This window comes from Streptomyces sp. NPDC058955 (genome assembly GCF_042741435.1).
GTDB lineage: Bacteria > Actinomycetota > Actinomycetes > Streptomycetales > Streptomycetaceae > Streptomyces.
On sequence record NZ_JBHYKM010000006.1, the window covers coordinates 130,592 to 150,059 of the forward strand.

16 protein-coding genes are annotated in these 19,468 nt (G+C 73.6%); 11 read left to right on the forward strand and 5 right to left on the reverse strand.

Annotation, left to right across the window (positions count from 1 at the left end; all coding sequences use genetic code 11):
• Positions 1-54 precede the first annotated feature (54 nt).
• The 8 genes from ACFW1I_RS04885 (at position 55) to ACFW1I_RS04920 (ending at position 11,060) form a co-directional block, all read left to right on the forward strand.
• Positions 55-1,140, forward strand: coding sequence for an LLM class flavin-dependent oxidoreductase (locus ACFW1I_RS04885; protein ID WP_384666099.1), 1,086 nt, complete (start codon positions 55-57; stop codon positions 1,138-1,140).
• A complete protein-coding gene (locus ACFW1I_RS04890) occupies positions 1,137-1,751 on the forward strand; it encodes an FMN reductase (RefSeq protein WP_384666102.1) in 615 nt (204 codons plus the stop codon). The genes ACFW1I_RS04885 and ACFW1I_RS04890 overlap by 4 nt, the downstream gene beginning before the upstream one ends.
• Before the next feature lie 121 nt (positions 1,752-1,872).
• A complete protein-coding gene (locus tag ACFW1I_RS04895; protein WP_384666104.1) occupies positions 1,873-4,698 on the forward strand; it encodes an ATP-binding protein in 2,826 nt (941 codons plus the stop codon).
• Positions 4,699-4,835: 137 nt separating this feature from the next.
• Complete coding sequence (locus tag ACFW1I_RS04900; protein WP_384666106.1) at positions 4,836-6,083, forward strand: PucR family transcriptional regulator; 1,248 nt, start codon at positions 4,836-4,838, stop codon at positions 6,081-6,083.
• A 138-nt stretch (positions 6,084-6,221) separates the two neighbouring features.
• On the forward strand, positions 6,222-7,073 hold the full coding sequence (locus ACFW1I_RS04905; RefSeq protein ID WP_384666107.1) for an alpha/beta fold hydrolase: 852 nt from the start codon (positions 6,222-6,224) through the stop codon (positions 7,071-7,073).
• A gap of 41 nt (positions 7,074-7,114) precedes the next feature.
• Entirely contained in the window at positions 7,115-8,026 is a 912-nt protein-coding gene (locus tag ACFW1I_RS04910) for a helix-turn-helix domain-containing protein (RefSeq protein WP_384666109.1), read from the forward strand.
• A gap of 44 nt (positions 8,027-8,070) precedes the next feature.
• On the forward strand, positions 8,071-8,784 hold the full coding sequence (locus ACFW1I_RS04915) for an alpha/beta fold hydrolase (RefSeq protein WP_384666110.1): 714 nt from the start codon (positions 8,071-8,073) through the stop codon (positions 8,782-8,784).
• Positions 8,785-8,804: 20 nt separating this feature from the next.
• Positions 8,805-11,060, forward strand: a complete 2,256-nt coding sequence (locus tag ACFW1I_RS04920; RefSeq protein WP_384666112.1) for an NB-ARC domain-containing protein — start codon at positions 8,805-8,807, stop codon at positions 11,058-11,060.
• 13 nt (positions 11,061-11,073) lie between these two features.
• On the opposite strand, the gene ACFW1I_RS04925 is transcribed toward ACFW1I_RS04920, so the two are convergent.
• From ACFW1I_RS04925 to ACFW1I_RS04935, 3 genes are all read right to left on the reverse strand, one after another.
• Positions 11,074-12,066, reverse strand: a complete 993-nt coding sequence (locus ACFW1I_RS04925) for an alpha/beta hydrolase (protein ID WP_384666114.1) — start codon at positions 12,064-12,066, stop codon at positions 11,074-11,076.
• A 107-nt stretch (positions 12,067-12,173) separates the two neighbouring features.
• Positions 12,174-13,169 carry a helix-turn-helix domain-containing protein gene (locus tag ACFW1I_RS04930; RefSeq protein ID WP_384666116.1) on the reverse strand — a complete coding sequence of 332 codons (996 nt, stop codon included), beginning with the start codon at positions 13,167-13,169 and terminating at the stop codon, positions 12,174-12,176.
• Positions 13,170-13,401: 232 nt separating this feature from the next.
• Complete coding sequence (locus ACFW1I_RS04935) at positions 13,402-15,297, reverse strand: FHA domain-containing protein (protein WP_384666118.1); 1,896 nt, start codon at positions 15,295-15,297, stop codon at positions 13,402-13,404.
• A gap of 329 nt (positions 15,298-15,626) precedes the next feature.
• Between ACFW1I_RS04935 and ACFW1I_RS04940 the strand changes: the two genes are divergently transcribed.
• Positions 15,627-16,058: a hydrolase gene (locus tag ACFW1I_RS04940; protein ID WP_384666120.1), complete on the forward strand. Its 432-nt coding sequence runs from the start codon at positions 15,627-15,629 to the stop codon at positions 16,056-16,058.
• A gap of 33 nt (positions 16,059-16,091) precedes the next feature.
• Here ACFW1I_RS04940 and ACFW1I_RS04945 read toward each other — a convergent pair whose 3' ends face one another.
• Complete coding sequence (locus tag ACFW1I_RS04945; protein WP_384666121.1) at positions 16,092-16,394, reverse strand: hypothetical protein; 303 nt, start codon at positions 16,392-16,394, stop codon at positions 16,092-16,094.
• Positions 16,395-16,525: 131 nt separating this feature from the next.
• Here ACFW1I_RS04945 and ACFW1I_RS04950 point away from each other — a divergent pair, with 131 nt between their 5' ends.
• Entirely contained in the window at positions 16,526-16,840 is a 315-nt protein-coding gene (locus ACFW1I_RS04950) for a helix-turn-helix transcriptional regulator (RefSeq protein WP_384666123.1), read from the forward strand.
• A 31-nt stretch (positions 16,841-16,871) separates the two neighbouring features.
• On the opposite strand, the gene ACFW1I_RS04955 is transcribed toward ACFW1I_RS04950, so the two are convergent.
• Positions 16,872-17,129: a DUF1049 domain-containing protein gene (locus ACFW1I_RS04955; protein WP_384666124.1), complete on the reverse strand. Its 258-nt coding sequence runs from the start codon at positions 17,127-17,129 to the stop codon at positions 16,872-16,874.
• A 173-nt stretch (positions 17,130-17,302) separates the two neighbouring features.
• On the opposite strand from ACFW1I_RS04955, the gene recQ reads away from it, so the two are divergent.
• The gene (recQ, locus tag ACFW1I_RS04960; RefSeq protein WP_384666125.1) at positions 17,303-19,393 is read left to right on the forward strand and encodes a DNA helicase RecQ; all 2,091 of its coding nucleotides are present in this window, start codon (positions 17,303-17,305) and stop codon (positions 19,391-19,393) included.
• The last annotated feature ends 75 nt before the right edge of the window (positions 19,394-19,468 follow it).

Here is a 19,468-nt window from a genome sequence, read left to right on the forward strand (position 1 = left end):
GGCCCCGCGGTTCCCCGACGCGGGAACCGGACGAGCTCAGGAGAGCAGACAGCCATGCAGTTCGGCATCTTCACCGTCGGGGACGTGACACCCGACCCCACCACCGGCCGCACCCCGACCGAACACGAGCGCATCAAGGCGATGGTCGCCATCGCGCTCAAGGCGGAGGAGGTCGGACTCGACGTCTTCGCGACCGGCGAGCACCACAACCCCCCGTTCGTGCCGTCGTCCCCGACCACCCTGCTCGGCCACATCGCCGCCCGCACCGAGCGACTGATCCTGTCCACGTCCACGACGCTGATCACCACCAACGACCCGGTGAAGATCGCCGAGGACTACGCGACGCTCCAGCACCTCGCCGACGGCCGCGTCGACCTGATGATGGGCCGCGGCAACACCGGCCCGGTCTACCCCTGGTTCGGGCAGGACATCCGCCAGGGCATCAACCTCGCCAAGGAGAACTACGCGCTGCTGCGCCGGCTGTGGCGCGAGGACGTCGTGGACTGGGAGGGCACGTTCCGCACCCCGCTCCAGGCGTTCACCTCGACGCCCCGGCCCCTGGACGGCGTCCCGCCCTTCGTCTGGCACGGCTCCATCAGGTCCCCCGAGATCGCCGAGCAGGCCGCCTTCTACGGCGACGGCTTCTTCCACAACAACATCTTCTGGCCGGCCGACCACACCCGGCGCATGGTGCAGCTCTACCGGCGCCGGTTCGCGCACCACGGCCACGGGCGGCCGGAGGACGCGATCGTCGGCCTCGGCGGCCAGGTCTTCATGCGGAAGAACTCCCAGGACGCCGTACGGGAGTTCCGTCCCTACTTCGACAACGCGCCGGTGTACGGCCACGGCCCGTCGCTGGAGGACTTCACCGAGCAGACCCCGCTGACCGTGGGCTCGCCCCAGCAGGTCATCGAGCGGACCCTGTCGTTCCGGGAGACCGTCGGCGACTACCAGCGCCAGCTGTTCCTGATGGACCACGCGGGCCTGCCCCTGAAGACCGTGCTCGAACAGCTCGACATCCTCGGCGAGGAGGTCGTGCCCGTCCTGCGGACGGAGTTCGCCGAGCGACGTCCGGCCGGCGTGCCGGAGGCCCCCACGCACGCGTCGCTCCGCGCCGTCGCGAAGGCGGCCGCCGCATGAAGCTGATCGTGGTCTCCGCGGGGCTGAGCACCCCGTCCTCCACCCGCCTGCTCGCGGACCGGCTGACCGAATCCACCCGCGACGACCTCGCCGCCCGGGGCCACGAGGTGGCGACGGAGGTCGTGGAACTGCGCGAACTGGCCGCCGACATCGCCCACCACCTGGTGACCGGATTCCCGCCCGCACGCCTGAAGACCGCGATCGACGCGGTGACGACGGCCGACGGCCTGATCACCGTGACCCCCGTGTTCGCGGCCTCCTACAGCGGACTCTTCAAGTCCTTCTTCGACGTGATCGACCCGGACGCCCTCACCGGGACGCCGGTCCTGACCGCGGCGACGGGCGGCACGGCCCGCCACTCCCTGGTCCTGGAGCACGCCGTCCGCCCGCTCTTCGCCCACCTCCGCGCCGTCGTCGTCCCCACCGCCGTGTTCGCGGCCTCCGAGGACTGGGGCTCGGGCGGCGACGCGTACACCGACGGCCTGCCCGGCCGGGTCCGCCGCGCGGGCGGCGAGCTCGCCGCGCTCATGGCGGCGCGCCCGGTCGGGACGGAGCCCGAGGACGACGTCACCGTCCTCGAACGGCAACTGGCCGACCTGCGCTTCGACTGAGAAGCCGTCCCCGCCCCGGCCGAGGGCGGGGCGGTGCGGATGGCCCATACTGTTCCGCCGTACCGCACGGGCACCGAGGCCGTCCCGTGCGGCCCAGGCCGGCGGAACGAGCGTGAACCGAGTGACGACAGGGACTCCACCCGAGGAGCTCGACGGCGCGACCACACCCCTCCGCGGCAGGGACGCCGAGCTGGCGTTCATCGAGGAGCGGCTCGACGCGCTCGACCGGGGCGCCGGCGGGATCGTCCGCGTCGAGGGCCCCGCCGGCATCGGCAGGACCAGACTCCTCGCGGAGGCCGCGGCGCTGGCGCGGCGGCGCGGCACCAGGGTCTTCGAGGGGGCGGCCGACCCCGACGAGAAGTTCGGGCCGCTCGGCCCGTTCCTCGACGGCGTGCTCGCCGGCCGGGGGCCGCTGTCGGGCACCGTCCGGCTCCGGGACCTCGCCACCACGCCCGGACAGCAGTTCTGGCTGCTCCAGGAACTCGCGGACCGCCTGCGGGAGACCGTGCGCGACGGCCCCCTGCTGGTCGTCCTCGACGACCTCCAGTGGTGCGACGACCTGACCCTCCTCACCTTCCACACCCTCGCGGCCGGGCTCTCGGCGCACCCCATCCTGTGGCTGGTCGCCGTGCGCGGCGGCAGCGTGCCGTCGGGAGTGCGCACGACCCTGGACCGGATCCGGCAGGCCGGCGCCCGTGAGCTGGCGCTGGGAGCGCTGGAGGACCGGGCGACCGCGCAGATCACCCAGGACGTCCTGGGGGCCGTCCCCGACCCCGGCGTCCTGCGCGTCGCCCGCCGCGCCGAGGGCGTGCCACAGCTGCTCGTCGAACTGCTCGGCTCGCTCCGGAACGAGGCGGTGACGATCGAGAACGGCACGGCCAGGCTGTCGGCCGGCCCCCCGGCCCCCCGGGTCCTCCCCTCCGTCGTGCGCCGCCTCGACCAGCTGTCCGACGAGGCACGGGAAGTGGTGCGGACGGCGGCCGTCGCCGGCGGCCCGGTCACCGTCGCGCTGCTCGCCGACCTGCTCGGCCGGTCCCCGGTCGCGCTCATCACGGCGGTGCAGGAATCCCTCGACGCCGATCTCCTCGCCGAGAGCGGCGATCGCCTCGCCTTCCGCCACGACCTGATCCGCGAGGCGGTGGACGCCGGCGTCCCCCCGCCCCTGCGCCAGGCACTCCGCCGTCGGGCCGGGCTGCCGCCGGACGGCGCGGCCTCCTCCGAAGGACCGCCCGGCCCGTCGGCGGCGACGGCGCACGCGGGAGACGCCGCGGAGACCGACCGGCTGCGCACCGAAGCGGCGGACCTCGCCGCCACCGCACCCGGACCCGCCGTGGAGCGCAGCCTCCGGGCCCTGGAACTCGCCGGCCCGGACGCCCCGGAGCGGCCGCGGATCATCGCCGAGACGATCCCGCTGCTCTGGCAGACGGGCCGGGCCGCCCAGGCGCGCGAGCTGGGCGTCTCCGCCCTGGCGGCCGGCGGCCTCGGACCCGGGGACGAGGCGCTCATCCGCCTCGCCCTGGCACGCCTCGCCGTACCGTTCGACTTCTCCGAGGCGGTCCGGCAGGCCCGCGCCGGGGCGGCCCTGCCCGGGATCCCCGAGGCCCTGCGGGGACGGCTGCTCGCCATGCTCGCCGTCGGCCTGTCGATGTCGGGCGAGCACGCGGCGGCCGAACAGGTCGCCGCGGAGGCGTGGGAGAGCGCGGCGGCCGCCGGGGACCGCACCGCCGAGGCCACCCTGACGACGGTCCGCTCGGCCGTGAGCTTCCACCGCATGGACCTGACCGAGGCGTTCCGGCAGGCCGAGCGGTCCGCGGCGCTCGCCGACGCCCTGGGCGTCAGCACCTCGCTCTGGGTCCCGGAGGCCCTGTGGCACGCGCTGCTGTCGAACACCACCGGACGCACCGCGGAAGCGCTCGCCGTCGCGGAGGAGGGCATCCGGATCACCCGCGAGCAGGGCCGCACGGCCGCCACCCGCATGTGGCTCATGACCCGCTCCCGCGTCCTGCTGGAGGCCGGACGGCTGGCGGACGCCCGGGCCGACTGCGAAGCCGCGTCCGCCGCCGACGACCCCGGCCCGGGCAACCTCGCCGACGTCACCCTCCGGTACGTGATGCTGCGCGTCGCCCTCCACACCGGCGACCGGCGGACCGCACAGGCGTACGCGGCGGAGGCGAGGCGCATGCGGAGCGACGGCGCACCCGTCGTCCGGCACTTCGGCTCCTGGATGCTGGCACTCGCGGCCGACGCCGAAGGCCGGCCCGCCGACGCCATGGCCGCACTCGACGCGGTGATGACGTCGCCCGCCGAGGACCGGCCCGCGTACGCCGGCCTGATCGACCCCGCCGACGCCCCCGTACTCGTCCGTCTCGCGCTGCGGGCGGGCGCGCTCGAACGGGCCGCGCAGACGGTCGCCCAGGCCGAGCGGCGCGCCGCGCTCAATCCCGACCTCCCGTTCCTCGCCGCCACCGCCGCGCACGCCCGGGGCCTCCTCGACAACGACCTCGCCCCGCTCGTCCGCGCCGTCCGGCTGTACGAGCACTGCCCCCGGGTGCTGGCCCGGGCGTCCGCGCTGGAGGACGCCGGACGCAAGCTGGCGGCCACCCGGCGGTCCGACGCGGTGCCGTCCTACGAGACGGCCCTCGCGCTCTACGCCCGCGCGGGCGCCGAACGGGACGTCGCACGGGTGCGCCGGCGGCTGCGGGCCGCCGGCGTCCGCAAGCGGCCCTCGCCGGCCGGACTCGACGGCGCCTGGCCCGAGTTGACGGCCGCGGAGGTGCGGGTGGTACGGCTCGTCGCCCGCGGCCTGACCAACCAGCAGGCGGCCGAGGAGCTCTCCCTCTCCCCGCACACGGTGGCCTCGCACCTGCGCCGGGCCTTCACCAAGCTGGACGTCACCTCGCGCACGGAGCTGACCCGGCTGGTCGAGCGCCGTGACGACGGAGCGTAGTCGCTTCGTATCCCCTGTGCGGGTCGGGGCAATGGACGATTCATGCGATGTGCCGTCGTCGTGACTTCCTCAGAATGATCAAGAGCCGCGGAACCGAGTGATCCGCGGCGAACCCCTGATCGAGAGAGGAACCCCGCATGACCGTCAGGCTCCAGCGAGCCCGCCCTGGCAGCCCCGAGCTCCAGGCGCTCGTCGACGAGCTCGCGGAGCGGCTCGGCCGGTCCGTCGCCGTCGACGACCCGCTGGTCCGCATGGTCTGCACGAGCCGGCACTTCGGCGACGAGGACCCGGTGCGCATCGGCACCCTGCTGCAGGGCCGCGCCGACAACGCGGCCATCCGCTACGTCCTCGACCAGGGCGTGACCCAGTGGCAGAGGCCCGGCTTCATCGAGGGCCGCGACGACCTCGGACTGCTGCCCCGGTACGTCGTGCCGCTGCGCGAGCGCGGGTACCTCCTCGGGCTGCTCGTGGTGGTCGTGCCCGAGAAGACGCTGGCGGACGAGGAGACCCGGGCCATCGCCGGGGCCGCGGCCGCCATGGCGGCCCAGATGTACGGGGAGCGGATCGCCGCCGACACCCGCAAGAGCGACGAGCGGGACCTGGCCCTCGCACTCGTCGGCGCGGACGTCGCCGCACGCACCACCGCGCGACGGCGCGGCGAGGAGACGGGGCTGCTCGGCGCGGCGGAGCACGTCCTGGTCACCGTCGTCCAGCTGAGCTGCGGGACGGAGTTCGTGCACCGGTCCGAGGCCGCCCTGTGGGCGGCACTGGAGGGGTACCGGCAGACCCGCTCCGCCCAGGGCCTCATCGCCATCGGCAAGGAGCGGGCGATCCTGCTGCAGCTCCGCGACCGGCCGCCGCACCCGGACGAGGTCGCCGCCCAGTCCGCCCGCATCCTCGACGAACTCCGCACCTTCCTCGACCCGTCGGCGGACCCCGTGATCGGCGTCGGCGGCCAGCACACCGCCCTGGACGACGCGTGGACCTCGTACGAGCAGGCGCTCGTGGCGGCCCGCGCGGCCCGCCGACTGCCCTCCCTGAAGGGAATCGGCGACTGGGAGCTCCTCGGGGAGCTCGCCGTGCTGCTCCAGCTTCCGGAGCACGCCCTGAACGCGTCGCTGGTCCCGAAGCCGCTCCGCACCCTGACCGAGAGCCACGGCGGCGACCGCCTGCGGGACACCCTGCGCTGCTTCCTCGACCACGCGGGGTCGATCCCCAGGACCGCGGAGGCACTGGGCATCCACCGCACCTCGCTGTACTACCGCCTGCGCCAGATCCAGGAGATCACCGGACTCGACCTCGACGACGGCGTCCACCGGCTCACCCTGCACCTCGGCCTCAGGGTCGGCGAACTCCTCGCCCCGAGCACCGCCGGGGCCGTCTGACCACGGACCCGCTTCGACAGAGCGAGGAGGATCCACGGCCCGATTCCTACAGCTCGCGGTCGTGCGGGCGGCGGGCCCCATTCGATGATGTCCGGGACGGGCGGTGCCTTCGCACCGCCTCTGACCAGGGGAGAGGTCATGAAGGAACTGATCACGACGGACGGCGTACGGCTCGCGTACCGGGACACCGGCGGTGAGGGCGTCGCGCTGGTGATGCTGCACGGCTGGGGGCAGACGCAGGCGATGTTCCGCCACCAGGTCGAGGGGCTGGCACCCGGTCGCCGCGTGGTCACCGTCGACCTCCGCGGCCACGGAGAGTCCGACACGCCGCGGTACGGCTCCCGCATCGCGCGGCTCTCCCGCGACGTGCTCGAACTGGTCGACCATCTCGGTCTCGACCGTTTCGACGCGCTGGGCTGGTCCATGGGCGTCTCGGTGTGGTGGAGCTTCGTCGACCAGTACGGGACCGGCCGGATCCGGCGCTTCGTCGCCGTCGACCAGCCGGCGGCGGTCGCCGCCGTGCCCTGGATGACCGAGCGGGAACAGCGGGAGTCCGGCGCCATCTTCGACGTGTCGGGGTTGCTGTACCTGGGCGCGGCCCTCGCGGGTCCGGAGGGCGAGGCGGTCCGCGCCGACTTCGTGCGCGGCATGTTCTCCGGCGACACCGACCCCGAGGTGCTGGCCTTCGTCGACCGGGAGATCGCGTCGACACCCGCCCACGCGGGCGTGCCGCTGCTGTTCGACCACTGCGCGCAGGACTGGCGGGACGTGCTCCCCCGGATCGACGTGCCGACCCTCGTGATCGGCTGCGAGGGAAGCCATGTGCACCCCGATGCGCAGCGCTTCGTCGCCGAACGGATTCCCGGCGCACGCCTCCACGTCTTCGCCTCCGACGTGGCCGGCTCGCACTTCCCCTTCCTGGAGAACCCGACGGCCTTCAACGCCGTGGTGGAGGAGTTCCTGGCCGAGGAGCCGGCGAGAGGGGCGTGAACCCCCTCCGCCCCCCCACGCACCCACGGCAAGGAACTCCCATGCCCCTGACACTGATGTCCCGTGCGCCCGAACGGACGCCCCGGCAGGCGCAGGCTCCGGCCGCGCCCCCCTCCCGCTCGGAGTGGCTGGTCCAGCTGCTCTCCGAGATGCCGGATACGAACGACCGCAACCACGTCTACCTCGCCGTCCACGTCCGCGGGGCCGTCACCGTCGTCCACGACCGCGCCGAGCTGCCGCTGGACCCGGGCGACCTGGTCTTCTGCGACCCCGCCCGACGGCGCCCGCTGCGGTTCGGCGAGGACTCCCGGATGATCTTCTTCCGGGTGCCCCGCTGCTACCTGGGCGTCCCGGAGCCGGACCTGGACCGCGTGCTCGGCGTGCCGGTGCGGGGCGGGGAGGGCATCGGGGCGCTGGCCTCCGACTTCCTGACCGCGCTCGCCGCCGGGGCGGAGTCCCGCCGGTCCACCATCGGCGACCGGCGTGCCCGCACCGCCGTACACCTCCTCTCCGTGCTGGTCATGGAACTCCTCGAAGCGGACACGACGGACGCGGCCGACACCCCGTCCGGAGCCGGCGGCGAGCTGCTGTCCCGCATCCACGCCCACATCGAGGAACACCTGATGGACCCGGACCTGTCGCCGGAGTCGATCGCGCGCGCCCACCACATCTCCGTCCGGTACCTGCAGAAGCTGTTCCAGAACGACGGCAGCACGGTGAGCCAGTGGATACGGCGCCGCCGGCTCGAGTTCTGCCGGTTCGAACTGGGCCGCTCCACCCGGCGGACCACGATGGCCGCGATGGCACACCGCTGGGGCTTCAGCAGCCCCTCGCACTTCAGCCGCACGTTCCGCGGCGCCTACGGCATGAGCCCCAGCCAATGGCAGGCCCTGGCGACCTCGGCGTTCGCGCCGACGACCGCCGACGCCGCCCAGGACGGGCGACGGCCCTGAGCCGCCCGCGCCCCGTCCCGCCCGACACCGAGAAGAGAACCGGCATGCCCCACCCCACCGTCGTCCTCGTGCACGGCGCCTTCGCCGACGCGACCGGCTGGATCGGCGTCATCGCGGAACTGCGGAGCAGCGGCATCCCCGTGATCGCCCCGCCGACCCCGCTCCGGGGCCTGGCGTCGGACGCCGCCCACCTCGCCTCCGTCCTGACGCAGGTCGAGGGTCCGGCCGTCCTCGTCGGCCACGCCTACGGCGGTGCGCTGATCACCGTGGCCGGCGCCGCGGAGAACGTCGTGGGGCTCGTCTACGTGGCCGCCTACGTGCCCCAGGAGGGCGAGAGCCTCGGCCGGCTCCAGGGGAGCTTCCCCGCTCCTCCGCTGACGGACCACCTCAAGGAGTGGACCTACCCGCTCCACGACGGCGCCCACGCGGTCGAGGTGACCATCGAGGAGACGGCCTTTCCCGCCGTCTTCGCGGCGGACGTGCCCGAGGACGTCGCCGGCGCCCTGGCGGCGGCCCAACGCCCGCTCGCCGCCGCCGCGTTCACCGAGCCCGCGGCCGCGGCGGCATGGCGGACGAAACCGTCCTGGGCCCTGGTCGCCGGGGCCGACCGCACGATCGGCCCCGAGGTGCAGCGCTTCGGCGCCGCACGGGCCGGCGCCGTCGTCGTCGAACTGCCGGACGCCTCCCACGCCGTCGCCCTCTCCGAGCCCACGAAGGTCGCCGACCTGATCAGGGCCGCGGTGCGGGCCACGAGCTGACCGGAAGGGGAAGTCGAGTCGTGTACGGGAAGCAGTCCTTCGGCGCCGTGCTGCGCGGCCTGCGGCAGCGAGGCCGCCTGACGATGGAGGAGCTGGCCGAGGCGTCCGGGGTGAGCGTCCGGGCCATCGGCGACATGGAGCGGGGGCGCAGCCTCGTTCCGCAGCGGCGCACGGTGGTGGCGCTGGCGGAGGGGCTCGGACTCGCGGAGGACGAGCGGGAGGCGCTGCTCACCACGGCGCGGGCGGCGCGCCCGACGCGCGCGGTCGCGGCGGCGGGCACCGTCGTGCCGCCGCGGTCGGTGGGGGACTTCACGGGGCGCGCACCGGAGCTGGCCCTCCTGCGGGCGGCGGCCGAACGCGCCCCGGCCGGTGGAGGCGCGTCGGTGTGGGTCCTCTCGGGTCCTCCGGGGTGCGGGAAGACGACGTTGGCGCTGAAGGCGGCGGCGGAACTGGCGGAGAGGTTCCCCGACGGCTGCTTCGTGGTGGACCTGCACGGCGTGTCCGGCCCCGTGGACACGGACGAGGCGCTGCTGAAGCTGCTGAAGGCCCTCGGCGTGTCGGACCGCCGCCTGGCGCAGGAGGACCAGCAGGGACGCGCGGGGCTGCTGCGGGCGCTGCTGGGCGACCGCCGGTGCCTGGTGGTGCTGGACAACGCCCGCGACGAGGGGCAGGTACGCGCGCTGCTGCCGGCCGGCGGGCGGAGCCTGGTGCTGGTCACCAGCCGACGGCCCCTGACCGGCCTGGAGGACGTCGACCGCCTCCCGCTGTCGGAGATGACGCAGGAGGAGGCGGTCGGCCTGCTGCGCCGGATCCTGGGAGAGGAGCGGGCGGACGCGGAGGCCGCGGCCGTGGAGCGGGTGGCGGAGCTGTGCGGACGACTGCCGCTGGCCCTGCGGGTGGCGGCGAACTGGCTGACGGTCCGCTCCGGATGGACCGTCGACCACCTGGTCCGGCGCCTCGCCGACGAGGAACGCCGGCTCGCCGCGCTCGCCGCCGGCGACGTGCGCGTCGAGGCGGCGTTCGAACTGTCCTATCGTCAGCTGACCGGCCAGGCGGCACGCATGCTGCGGCTGCTCAGTCTGGTCCCGGGACCGGACATGACCGCCGCCTACGGCGCCGCGCTGACCGCCACCGACGTCTTCGCGGCCGAGGACGTGATGGAGGAGCTGGTCGAGGCCGGTCTGCTGCAGGCCACCTTCACCGGCCGCTACCAGGTGCACGACCTGCTGCGGCTGTTCGCCCGCACCCGGCTGTCCCGCGAGGAGGAACCCGACGAGCGGGCGGCGGCCGAGGACCGGCTGAGCACCTGGCTCCTCGGCACGGCGGTCGTCGCCGGCCGCTGGTACAAGCCCGAGCAGGGGGCGCCGCCACCCACCTGGCGGGGGCTCGTGCCGCTGGAGAGCGCCGAGGAGGCCCGTGCCTGGCTGCAGGACGAAGCCCCGTCCTGGCTGGCCGCGTTGCGCGGCGCCGCTCGCCGGGGCGAGCACGCCCGGGTCGTGGAGACCGCCCACGCCATGGAATGGTTCGTCAACCTGTGGGTCCACTGGGGACGTTGGCCGGAGGTGTTCCGCCTGGCCGTCGCGTCCGCCACCGCGCTCGACGACCCCGGCATGCGGGCCTTTCACCACAACATGCTCTCCTGGTCCCTCTCCTGCGAAGCCCGGTACAGGGAAGCCGTCGAACAGGCCACCGAGGGGCTGCACTTCGCCCGTCGCGCCGGGAACGTTCCCCAACAGGCCTCGGCACTGACACTGGCGGCATGGGCGCGATCGGCGCTCGGCGAGGTCCAGGAGGCGGCCGACACGTCGCTCGCCGCGATCGGACTCTACGAGGAGACCGACGACCGTGAGGGCTGGCTCGGTGCCATGTTCACCCACGGCACCTCGCTGCGCCTGCTGGGCCGTGCCGAGGAGGCCCTGATCCAGCATCAGCGGGTCATCGCCTTCCTGGACCAGCCCGACTGTCCGGTGAGCGGGCACATCGCCGACATGAACCGTGCCAACACGACCCGTGCACTCGGTCGCGGCTACGCCGAGGCACGGCGGTGGCGCGAGGCGGCCGACCACTATCGCGAGGCTCTGGTCCTGTCCACCCGCATCGGCATTCCCCACATCGAGGGCAGCACGTTCGTCAACCTGGGAGAGGCCCTGATCGAACTGGGAGAGACCGAGGAAGCCCGCTCCTGTCTCCGTCGGGCCGTCGCCCTCGGCGACGCGGTCGACAGCAAGGACCTGAAGACCGCGCGGACGCTCCTGGACACGCTCCCCGCGGAATGAGAGCACGGCGGGCTCAGCCCCGGTGCCGGTGCAGGGCGACGTGCACGGTGTCGAGCGCCTGGACGAGGGCGGCCCGGGCGGCGTCCGTGTCGCGGAGCGGATCCAGCACCATGAAGTCGTGGATCGTCCCGTGATAGCGCACCGACACCACCGGTACGCCGGCCTCCCGGAGCTTCGTCGCGTACGCCTCGCCCTCGTCGCGCACCACGTCGGCCTCGCCGGTGACCACCAGCGCCGGCGGAAGCCCGGCGAGCTGATCCAGGGAGGCCCGCAGCGGTGACGCCGTGACCTCGCTCCGCTGCCGCACGTCGGGCAGGTACTGGTCCCAGAACCAGCGCATGGTCGCACCGCCGAGGAAGTAACCGCTGGCGAACTCCCGGTACGAGGGGGTGTCGAAGCCGGCGTCGGTGACCGGGCAGATCAGCACCTGCTGCCGCAGCCGCACCCCGCCGCGCTCCTTGGCGAGCAGGGTCAGCGCCGCCACCAGGTTGCCGCCCGTCGAATCGCCCACGGCGGCCATCCGGCTGCCGTCCAGGCCGATCTCGCCGCCGCGCTCGCAGACCCACCGCGCGACGGCGTAGCACTGCTCCACGGCGACCGGATACCGCGCCTCGGGGGCGCGCGCGTACTCGACGAAGACCACGGCAGCGTCCGCGCCGAGGGCGAACGCGCGCACCAGACGCTCATGGGTGCCGGCGTCGCCCAGCACCCAGCCGAGACCGTGCAGGAACAGCACGACGGGGATCGCGCCGGTGCTCCCGGCCGGCCTGGCCACCAGCACCCGTACCTGACCGGTCGGCCCCACCGGCAGGGCGAACCACTCCGTGGAGACGGCCTCCTCGTCGCGGGGGTCGGGGTCGTCCGCGCCCTGGAGCCGCGCGAGGTCCAGACGGGCCTGTTCCGGGTCCTGGTCCGGCGCCGACGGCGGGCAGACGTGCCGGGACACGAAGGCCCGGGTGGAGCGGTCCAGGACTGGTCGAGGGGACGAGGGGACGAAGCCGGTCACGCACGGTCTCCTGCCGAGAGGGCTGAAGCGAAGGGATGGTTCGGGCGCACCGGCCCCGCGGGGCCGGGCACCGGCGCGCCACGGGCGCGGGCGGCAGGAGCGGGCGCTCACCCGCCGGACGCCGGGGCGACCTCCGGGGCTCCCCGGAGGTCGCCCGGGGCGGTGCGCAGGCTGCGCCATTCACGGGGGGAGACGCCGTAGGCGGCGCGGAAGGACCGGCTGAAGTGGGCCGGGCTGACGAAGCCCCACCTCTGCGCCACGGCGGACACGGTGGGTGCGGTCCTGCCGCGGCGGGCCAGTTCGCGGCCGCACTCCTCCAGGCGCCGCTGCCGGATGAGCTGGCCGACCGTGGTCCCCTCGCCCTCGAACAGCCGGTGCAGGTAGCGGACGGAGATCCGTTGCGCCTTGGCGATGCGCTCCGGCGACAGCTCCGGGTCGCCCAGGTTCCGGTTGATGTGGTCACGGACGCGCCGCACCAGATGGCTCGGCGCGTCCCCGTCCGCGCCGTCCGGGTGGGCCCGTTCGGTGATCAGGGTGGCGAACAGCTCGACGACGTTGCCGGCCAGCCGGTCCGCGACCGGCGGCGGGTAGCCGTCGGCGGGGGAGGAGGCCAGGGTGGCCAGGAACGGGAGCAGCATCGCGCCGAGGCCGTCCTCGGTGCCGATGGCGCTGCCCGTGACCTGCCGGATGTCGCCGTCCGGCACGCCCAGTGCGCGGCGCGGAAGCTGGAACACGTGCGTGGCGAACCGCTGCGGGTAGTCGAAGGAGTACGGCCGGGTCGTGTCGTACACCACCAGGTCCCCCTCCCGCACCTCGGCCCGCCTGCCGTCCTGGACGAAGGTGGCCGTCCCGGAGACCTGCACACCGACCGCCACCAGCGCGTCGGACGACCTGGCGATGAGCGCCGGCGTGCGGCTGACCCGCTCCGCGTCGGCCTCCACGGTGGAGACCTGGAGGTACCCGAGACGGCCGGCGGCGATCCGGCCGTCGAACGGCCCGTCACCCCGGGGGGCGACCTCCATCGGCACCAGCGTCCTGCTCACCGCGTCGTTCCAGAACGCGACCTTGTCCTGGTCCGGCACGGAGGCGGTCGTCAACACCACGCTCAATTTCTCTCCGCTCAGGGAAGTGCTCCGGGGCTGCCGCGAGCGGGAACGGCGCGCCGCGGCCGCCCGGCGGACCGCCGCCGGGTTCCCACCCGGTGGGAACAGCCAAGCAGCGGGCCGTCGCCGTCTCCAGGCAGAACCACAGGCAGGAATCGGTACGACGAACCGCCGACGGGAGCGCCGCGGTCCGGCGGAGGAGGCGGACCGCGGCGGAGTCGTGGCGTCCCGGTCAGGAGGCGGCCGGGGTCCTCGGCGCGGTGGGCGGCGGGTCCTGGCGGTAGAAGATGTCGATGTCGACCTCCTCGCCCCCGACGATCAGGGTGTCCCAGGCACCGCTCTCCCAGAGCGTGCGCAGCGTCGAGGAGTCCAGCGACTGCAGGTGGGTGCGGAGGGTCGCGTCGTCGGGCATGCCGGGGAGGCGGGAGGACAGGCGGTCGCGGATCGAGCGCAGCCGTTCCATGAGGGCGTCGATGTCCGCGCTGCGGTCGAGGTCCTTCCCCTCCGACTCCTCGATGCTCTGGGCGATCTTCTCCTTGATCGGGCGGCTGACGCCGTTCTCGTCCGTGGTGATCATCGTGTTCCAGGCGCGGCTCTTGTGCCGGTACTGGAGCATCGACATCGCCGCCTCGTGGCGCGCGAAGTCGGCGTCGCGGAACGGCCGTCCCGTCCAGGCCCCGTTGAGGGACCGGGCCAGCGAGATCGCCGAGCCCAGACCGCTGTTGAGCCCGCGGCCGGGCCAGAAGTGGATGGCGTTGGCGGCGTCGCCGAGGAGGAAGCCGTACGTCCCCGGGGAGGTCGAGGTGGCCGAGTGCAGCCGGGTGGTGAACCGGGGCCGCTGGACCATGTCGAGCCGGAAGGCGGTGACGGCGCTCAGGTCCCGCTCGGCGACGCCGAACAGCGCGAGTCCCTCCAGCACCCGCCGCCACAGGGCCGAGCCGCGGACCATGGCGGGCAGGAAGAGGGTGCTGTGCGTCGAGCACTGGAAATCGCCGTGGCCGTCGCGCCCCATCACGCACGGGCGGGAGGCGATGCACTCCTCGAAGACGTGCCGCACCGGATCGATGCCGACGACTTCGGCGGCCTCGGCGTCGGTGAGCCGCATGTTCAGGAATCCCTCGCCGCGCAGGGCGTTGAGGAGAAAGCGGTTCTGGGCGACGGTCAGCAGGACCGTCATGGGGTCCGTGAGATTCGACTTCACGCGCAGGCCGAGGACGACGTCCTGAATGTGTTCGCCGTGCAGCGAGTAGATCGACTTGTCGGCGCTGCCGAACTTGTCGGCGAAATACTCTCGGGTGCGGGACCGGCCGCCCTCGCAGATGGCGAGCACATGCGTCCTCGTCCCGGAATTCCGGTGCTCCGCCGGGTCGAATGCGGCGGGGACCAGCCGGATGCGGTCCGGCTTCTCGTTCGCGAGGTCGAGGAGCGTGTCCTCGATGTAGGCGATCCGGAGGTTCCTCGGGCTGTGGCCCCGGATCGAGTCGGGGCCGACCGGCCACATCTCGGTGAACGCGTCGCCGCGGAAGAGTCGTTGCTGCACGACCTCGGGGAGGTTCAGGTACTGGCGGCTCTGCACCGTGACGACCTGCTGCCGGCGGACGTTGCCCTGGCTCTCGTCCTTCCACACCACCTTCGGCCCGTCCTGGGTCCAGCGGCCGTCGTAGACGGTGATGGCGACGCGGTGCCCCATGAGGTGTTCCAGGAGGAGGGCGAAGCTCAGGCCGACGGGGCCGCCGCCCGAGACCGTGACCTCCAGCACCGGCCCCGCCGCCAGGGTCGCCTGGGAGGAGGGGCCGAGCGGGCGCAGGACGGAGAGGTCGAGGATGGTCTCCATCGCGTCGGCCGCCTCGAACCGGAACGTCTCGGTGCCGATCTCGATGAGGTCGCCGGGCTGCAGTTCGTGCGAGGTCACGCGCGTCCCGTTGATGCGCGTCCCATTGCTGCTGCCGCTGTCGTACAGCACGAATCCATGGCCTTCGCGGCGCACTTCGGCGTGAAAGCGTGAAACGTTCTCGCCGTTTATCACTATGCTGTTGTCGCCGTTGCGACCCAGAGTTACCGGTGTGGTGCCGATCGGGAACTGCTGTCCAGCCAGGGAGCCTTGATGGCCGACAAGCCGAGGAGGCATGGGTCACCCAATTCCATCACAGTCACGGATCCGATGACGAAACACGAAGCCGGCAACGGGAGCAGCACCCTTCCTCACACACCGCGAGTCCCCCGGCACGCAGGGCAATGCTAATGCGGTCGCGAGGTCGCTGAGAAGGAGTGCGGACCGACTGATCATCACACCGTGGCCGTTCCGTGAAGACGTCACGGGAAGGGGTCGAAAGGGGCTGTCGATTCCCCTGTGAAAGGTGTGACGGGACGGGCGTGAGCGCACGGCCGGGGCGGTGGTTCCGGCCGGGTCCGGCACTCCGGCCGGGTCCGGTGTCGCCTCCGCGGAATGATGGCGGGATGGATTCGATCGTCTCCCGCCTTCCCGCGGGGTTCTGGACCGTCCGCTATGACGGCTCGCGTTTCCCGGGCGCCGCCGCCGTGGCCGCCCGGCCGGGGCTCGCGGCGGGCGCCAACTGCCAGTTGTTCGCCTACGAGGTGCTCCGGCACTTCGGACTGACCCCTCCGGAGCTGCGCTCGTCGGACCTGTGGGAGGACACGGAGTCCACCGTCCGCGTGCCGGCCGCCCGCCCCCTCGACCTGCTCCTGTACAACGCCACCGACGACGCCTACGGCGCCCACGTCGGCGTGAGCGCGGGCGACGAGGGGATCCTCCACCTCTGCGCGGAGGTGGGGCGGCCGGTGGTCTGGCGGCCGGAGGAGTTCGCGGCGCGCGAGCGGTACCGCGTGCTGCTGGGCGTCAAGCGGGTCCTCCCGCCCCGGACGGCCTGACGCCCCGGGGGCCCGGCCCGCGTTCCTCCCGGCTCAGCCGACGGGGGTGGCGGTGACCCGGATGAAGCCCTCGGGGTGGGTGAGCGGGCTGAGGCCGGCGGCCAGGAAGACGCTGGTCAGTGCCTGCTCCAGGGCGATGCGGATGCCGGTGATCTCGGCGGCGGCATGGACGTCGGGGTCGGCCGCGTGCGCAGCGATCGTGGGGCGGATGAGCCGGTCCGGATGCCAGGCGACGATCACCGAGGCGCCGTCGCTCTGCGTGGTGATGCCGCTGTCCGGGCCGAAACCGGCATCGGCGAGCACGATCTGGACCTGGTGGACGAGTTCGCGGCTCATGGCATGCTCCGGTGGGCTCCGGTCGTCGCAAGGACGCCTCACCCCGAGTGTCTGCTTTCTGGGGAAATGCGTCAACGTTTACACGAAATGCATTGCGCATGATCCGGGGCCATCCGGGGGAAGGGACCCGTATGGGTGCGAACGGAAACGGTCAGGCGGGATGGACCTTCCTCACCAACCACGCGCGCGTACTGCTCGCCGTCGCCGGTGATCCCGAGGTACGGCTCCGGGACGTGGCCGCCCGCTGCGGAGTGACCGAGCGGACCGTCCAGGCGATCGTCGCCGACCTGGAGGAGGGGGGATACCTGGTCAGGGGCCGGGCGGCCGACGGCCGCCGCAACCGCTACCGCGTCAACCCGGAGGCCCCCTTCCGGCACCCCGCCGAGTCCGGCCACGAGATCGCCGGACTGCTGGAACTCTTCACCCGCGAGTCCGCCGCCTCCTAGGAGCCGCCCGGAGCCCCGGCCCCGGGCGTCGTCAGCGTTGGGCGCGGCGGCGGGCGACGAAGAGGCCGAGGACGATGCCGACGAGCAGCGTGACCGTGAGGACGATCCAGAGCGGGAGGGTGACCGTCGGGATCCAGAGCCGGATGGTGACCGAGCCGGTGTTGACGGCGATGAACCAGATGGCGAGCGCGGCGACCACCAGGAATCCGATGGTCCGCAGCCGCATGTCCCGCCCCTTGACCGTCACCGTCGCCGGATCGTGCGGCTTCTTCGCGGTGTTCCGGGCCATGAGCCGGTTCCTCTCTCGGGGAGGAGGGATTCCTCCCCAGTATCGAGGCCGGGGGCGCCGCTGTCCCGCCGGGGCGGGGCCCGCCGCACCCCGCCGCTGACGCGACGGAGCGCGTTGTCCACAGGCCGCGGCGGGCGGCCCGGCGGGGGCGTCCGGGCGGCTAGGCTTTTCGGGTGGCCCTCATCGACGCTTCTTCCGACGCCTCCTCCGCCCCGAGCCCCGACGGATCCTCCGACGCCCTGGAGGTGCTCCACCGGGTCTTCGGCTACAGCTCCTTCCGGGGCGAGCAGCAGGAGATCATCGAGCACGTCGTGGCCGGCGGTGACGCCCTCGTGCTCATGCCGACCGGCGGCGGCAAGTCGCTGTGCTACCAGATCCCGGCACTGGTGCGGCCCGGCACGGGCGTGGTGATCTCGCCGCTGATCGCACTCATGCAGGACCAGGTGGACGCGCTGAACGCGCTCGGAGTCCGGGCCGGCTTCCTGAACTCGACCCAGGACCCGTACGAGCGGCAGACCGTCGAGCAGGCCTTCCTCGCCGGAGAGCTCGACCTGCTCTACCTGGCCCCCGAGCGGCTGCGCACCGAGGGCGCCCAGCGGCTGCTCGACCGGGGCACGGTCTCCGTCTTCGCGATCGACGAGGCGCACTGCGTCTCCCAGTGGGGCCACGACTTCCGGCCCGACTACCTCGCCCTCTCCATGCTCCACGAGCGCTGGCCCAAGGTGCCGCGGATCGCGCTGACCGCGACGGCCACCGAGGCCACCCACGGCGAGATCGCCACCCGCCTCGGCCTGGACGAGGCCCGCCACTTCGTCGCCAGCTTCGACCGGCCCAACATCCAGTACCGGATCGTCGCCAAGAACAGCCCCACCCGGCAGCTCCTCGACCTCATCCGCACCGAGCACGCCGGGGACGCCGGAGTCGTCTACTGCCTGTCGCGCGCCTCCGTGGAGAAGACCGCCGCCTTCCTCGCCGAGCACGGCATCGACGCTATCCCGTACCACGCGGGCATGGACGCCGCCGCGCGCGCCGCCAACCAGGCGCGGTTCCTGCGCGAGGACGGCGTCGTGGTCGTCGCGACCATCGCCTTCGGCATGGGCATCGACAAGCCCGACGTCCGCTTCGTCGCCCACCTCGACCTGCCCAAGTCCGTCGAGGGCTACTACCAGGAGACCGGCCGCGCCGGCCGTGACGGCGAGCCCGCCACCGCCTGGCTCGCGTACGGCCTCCAGGACGTCGTCCAGCAGCGCAAGATGATCGACGGCTCCGAGGGCGACGAGCAGCACCGGCGCGCCCTCGCCGCCCACCTGGAGGCGATGCTCGCCCTCTGCGAGACCGTCGAGTGCCGGCGCGTCCGCCTCCTCGCCTACTTCGGCCAGCAGTCCGGCCCCTGCGGGAACTGCGACACCTGTCTGACCCCCGCCGAGTCGTGGGACGGCACGGTCCCCGCGCAGAAGCTGCTCTCCACCGTCTGGCGGCTGGCCCGCGAGCGGCGCCAGAAGTTCGGCGCCGGCCAGATCATCGACATCCTCCAGGGCAAGAAGACCGCCAAGGTCATCCAGTTCGACCACGACAGCCTCTCCGTCTTCGGCATCGGCGCCGACCTCGGCACGGCCGAGTGGCGGGGCGTCGTCCGCCAGCTCCTCGCCCTGGGGCTGCTCGCCGTCGAGGGCGACTACGGCACCCTCGTCCTCACCGACGCCAGCGGCGAGGTCCTCGGCGGCCGGCGCCAGGTCCCCCTGCGCAAGGAGGCCGCCAAGGCCGCGGCGCCCCGCAAGGAGAGCGGCGGCCGTTCCGGCAAGGCCCGCGTCCCGGTCGACCTGCCCGCCGCCGCCGTGCCCGTCTTCGAGGCCCTGCGCGCCTGGCGCGCGGCGACCGCCCGCGAGCAGGGCGTCCCCGCGTACGTCGTCTTCCACGACGCGACGCTCCGGGAGATCGCGACGACCCTCCCCACCACCGTCGCCGAGCTCGGCACGGTCGGCGGCGTCGGCGAGGCCAAGCTCGCCAAGTACGGCGAGGGCGTCCTGGAGGCCCTGGCCGAGTTCGCGGGCGCGGAGGTCGCACCCCCGGCCCGCCCGGCCGCGGAAGCGGCGGACCAGCGAGCCGCCCGCGCGGTCGGCACCCCGTCGGCGGCCCCCGCCGCCCCTCCGGCCCCTGAGATCCGGAAGCCGGCGCCCCGCCCCGCCGCGGCGACGGCCCCCGAGGACGAGCCGCTCTTCTTCGGCGAGGACGAGTCGGAACCCTCCTGGGACGACTGGGAGTGACGGCGGCGGGCCCCGGCGGTCAGCCCGGCGGCCCGGGCCCCCCCCCACGCGCGCACCCTGGCCGCGTCAACCCCC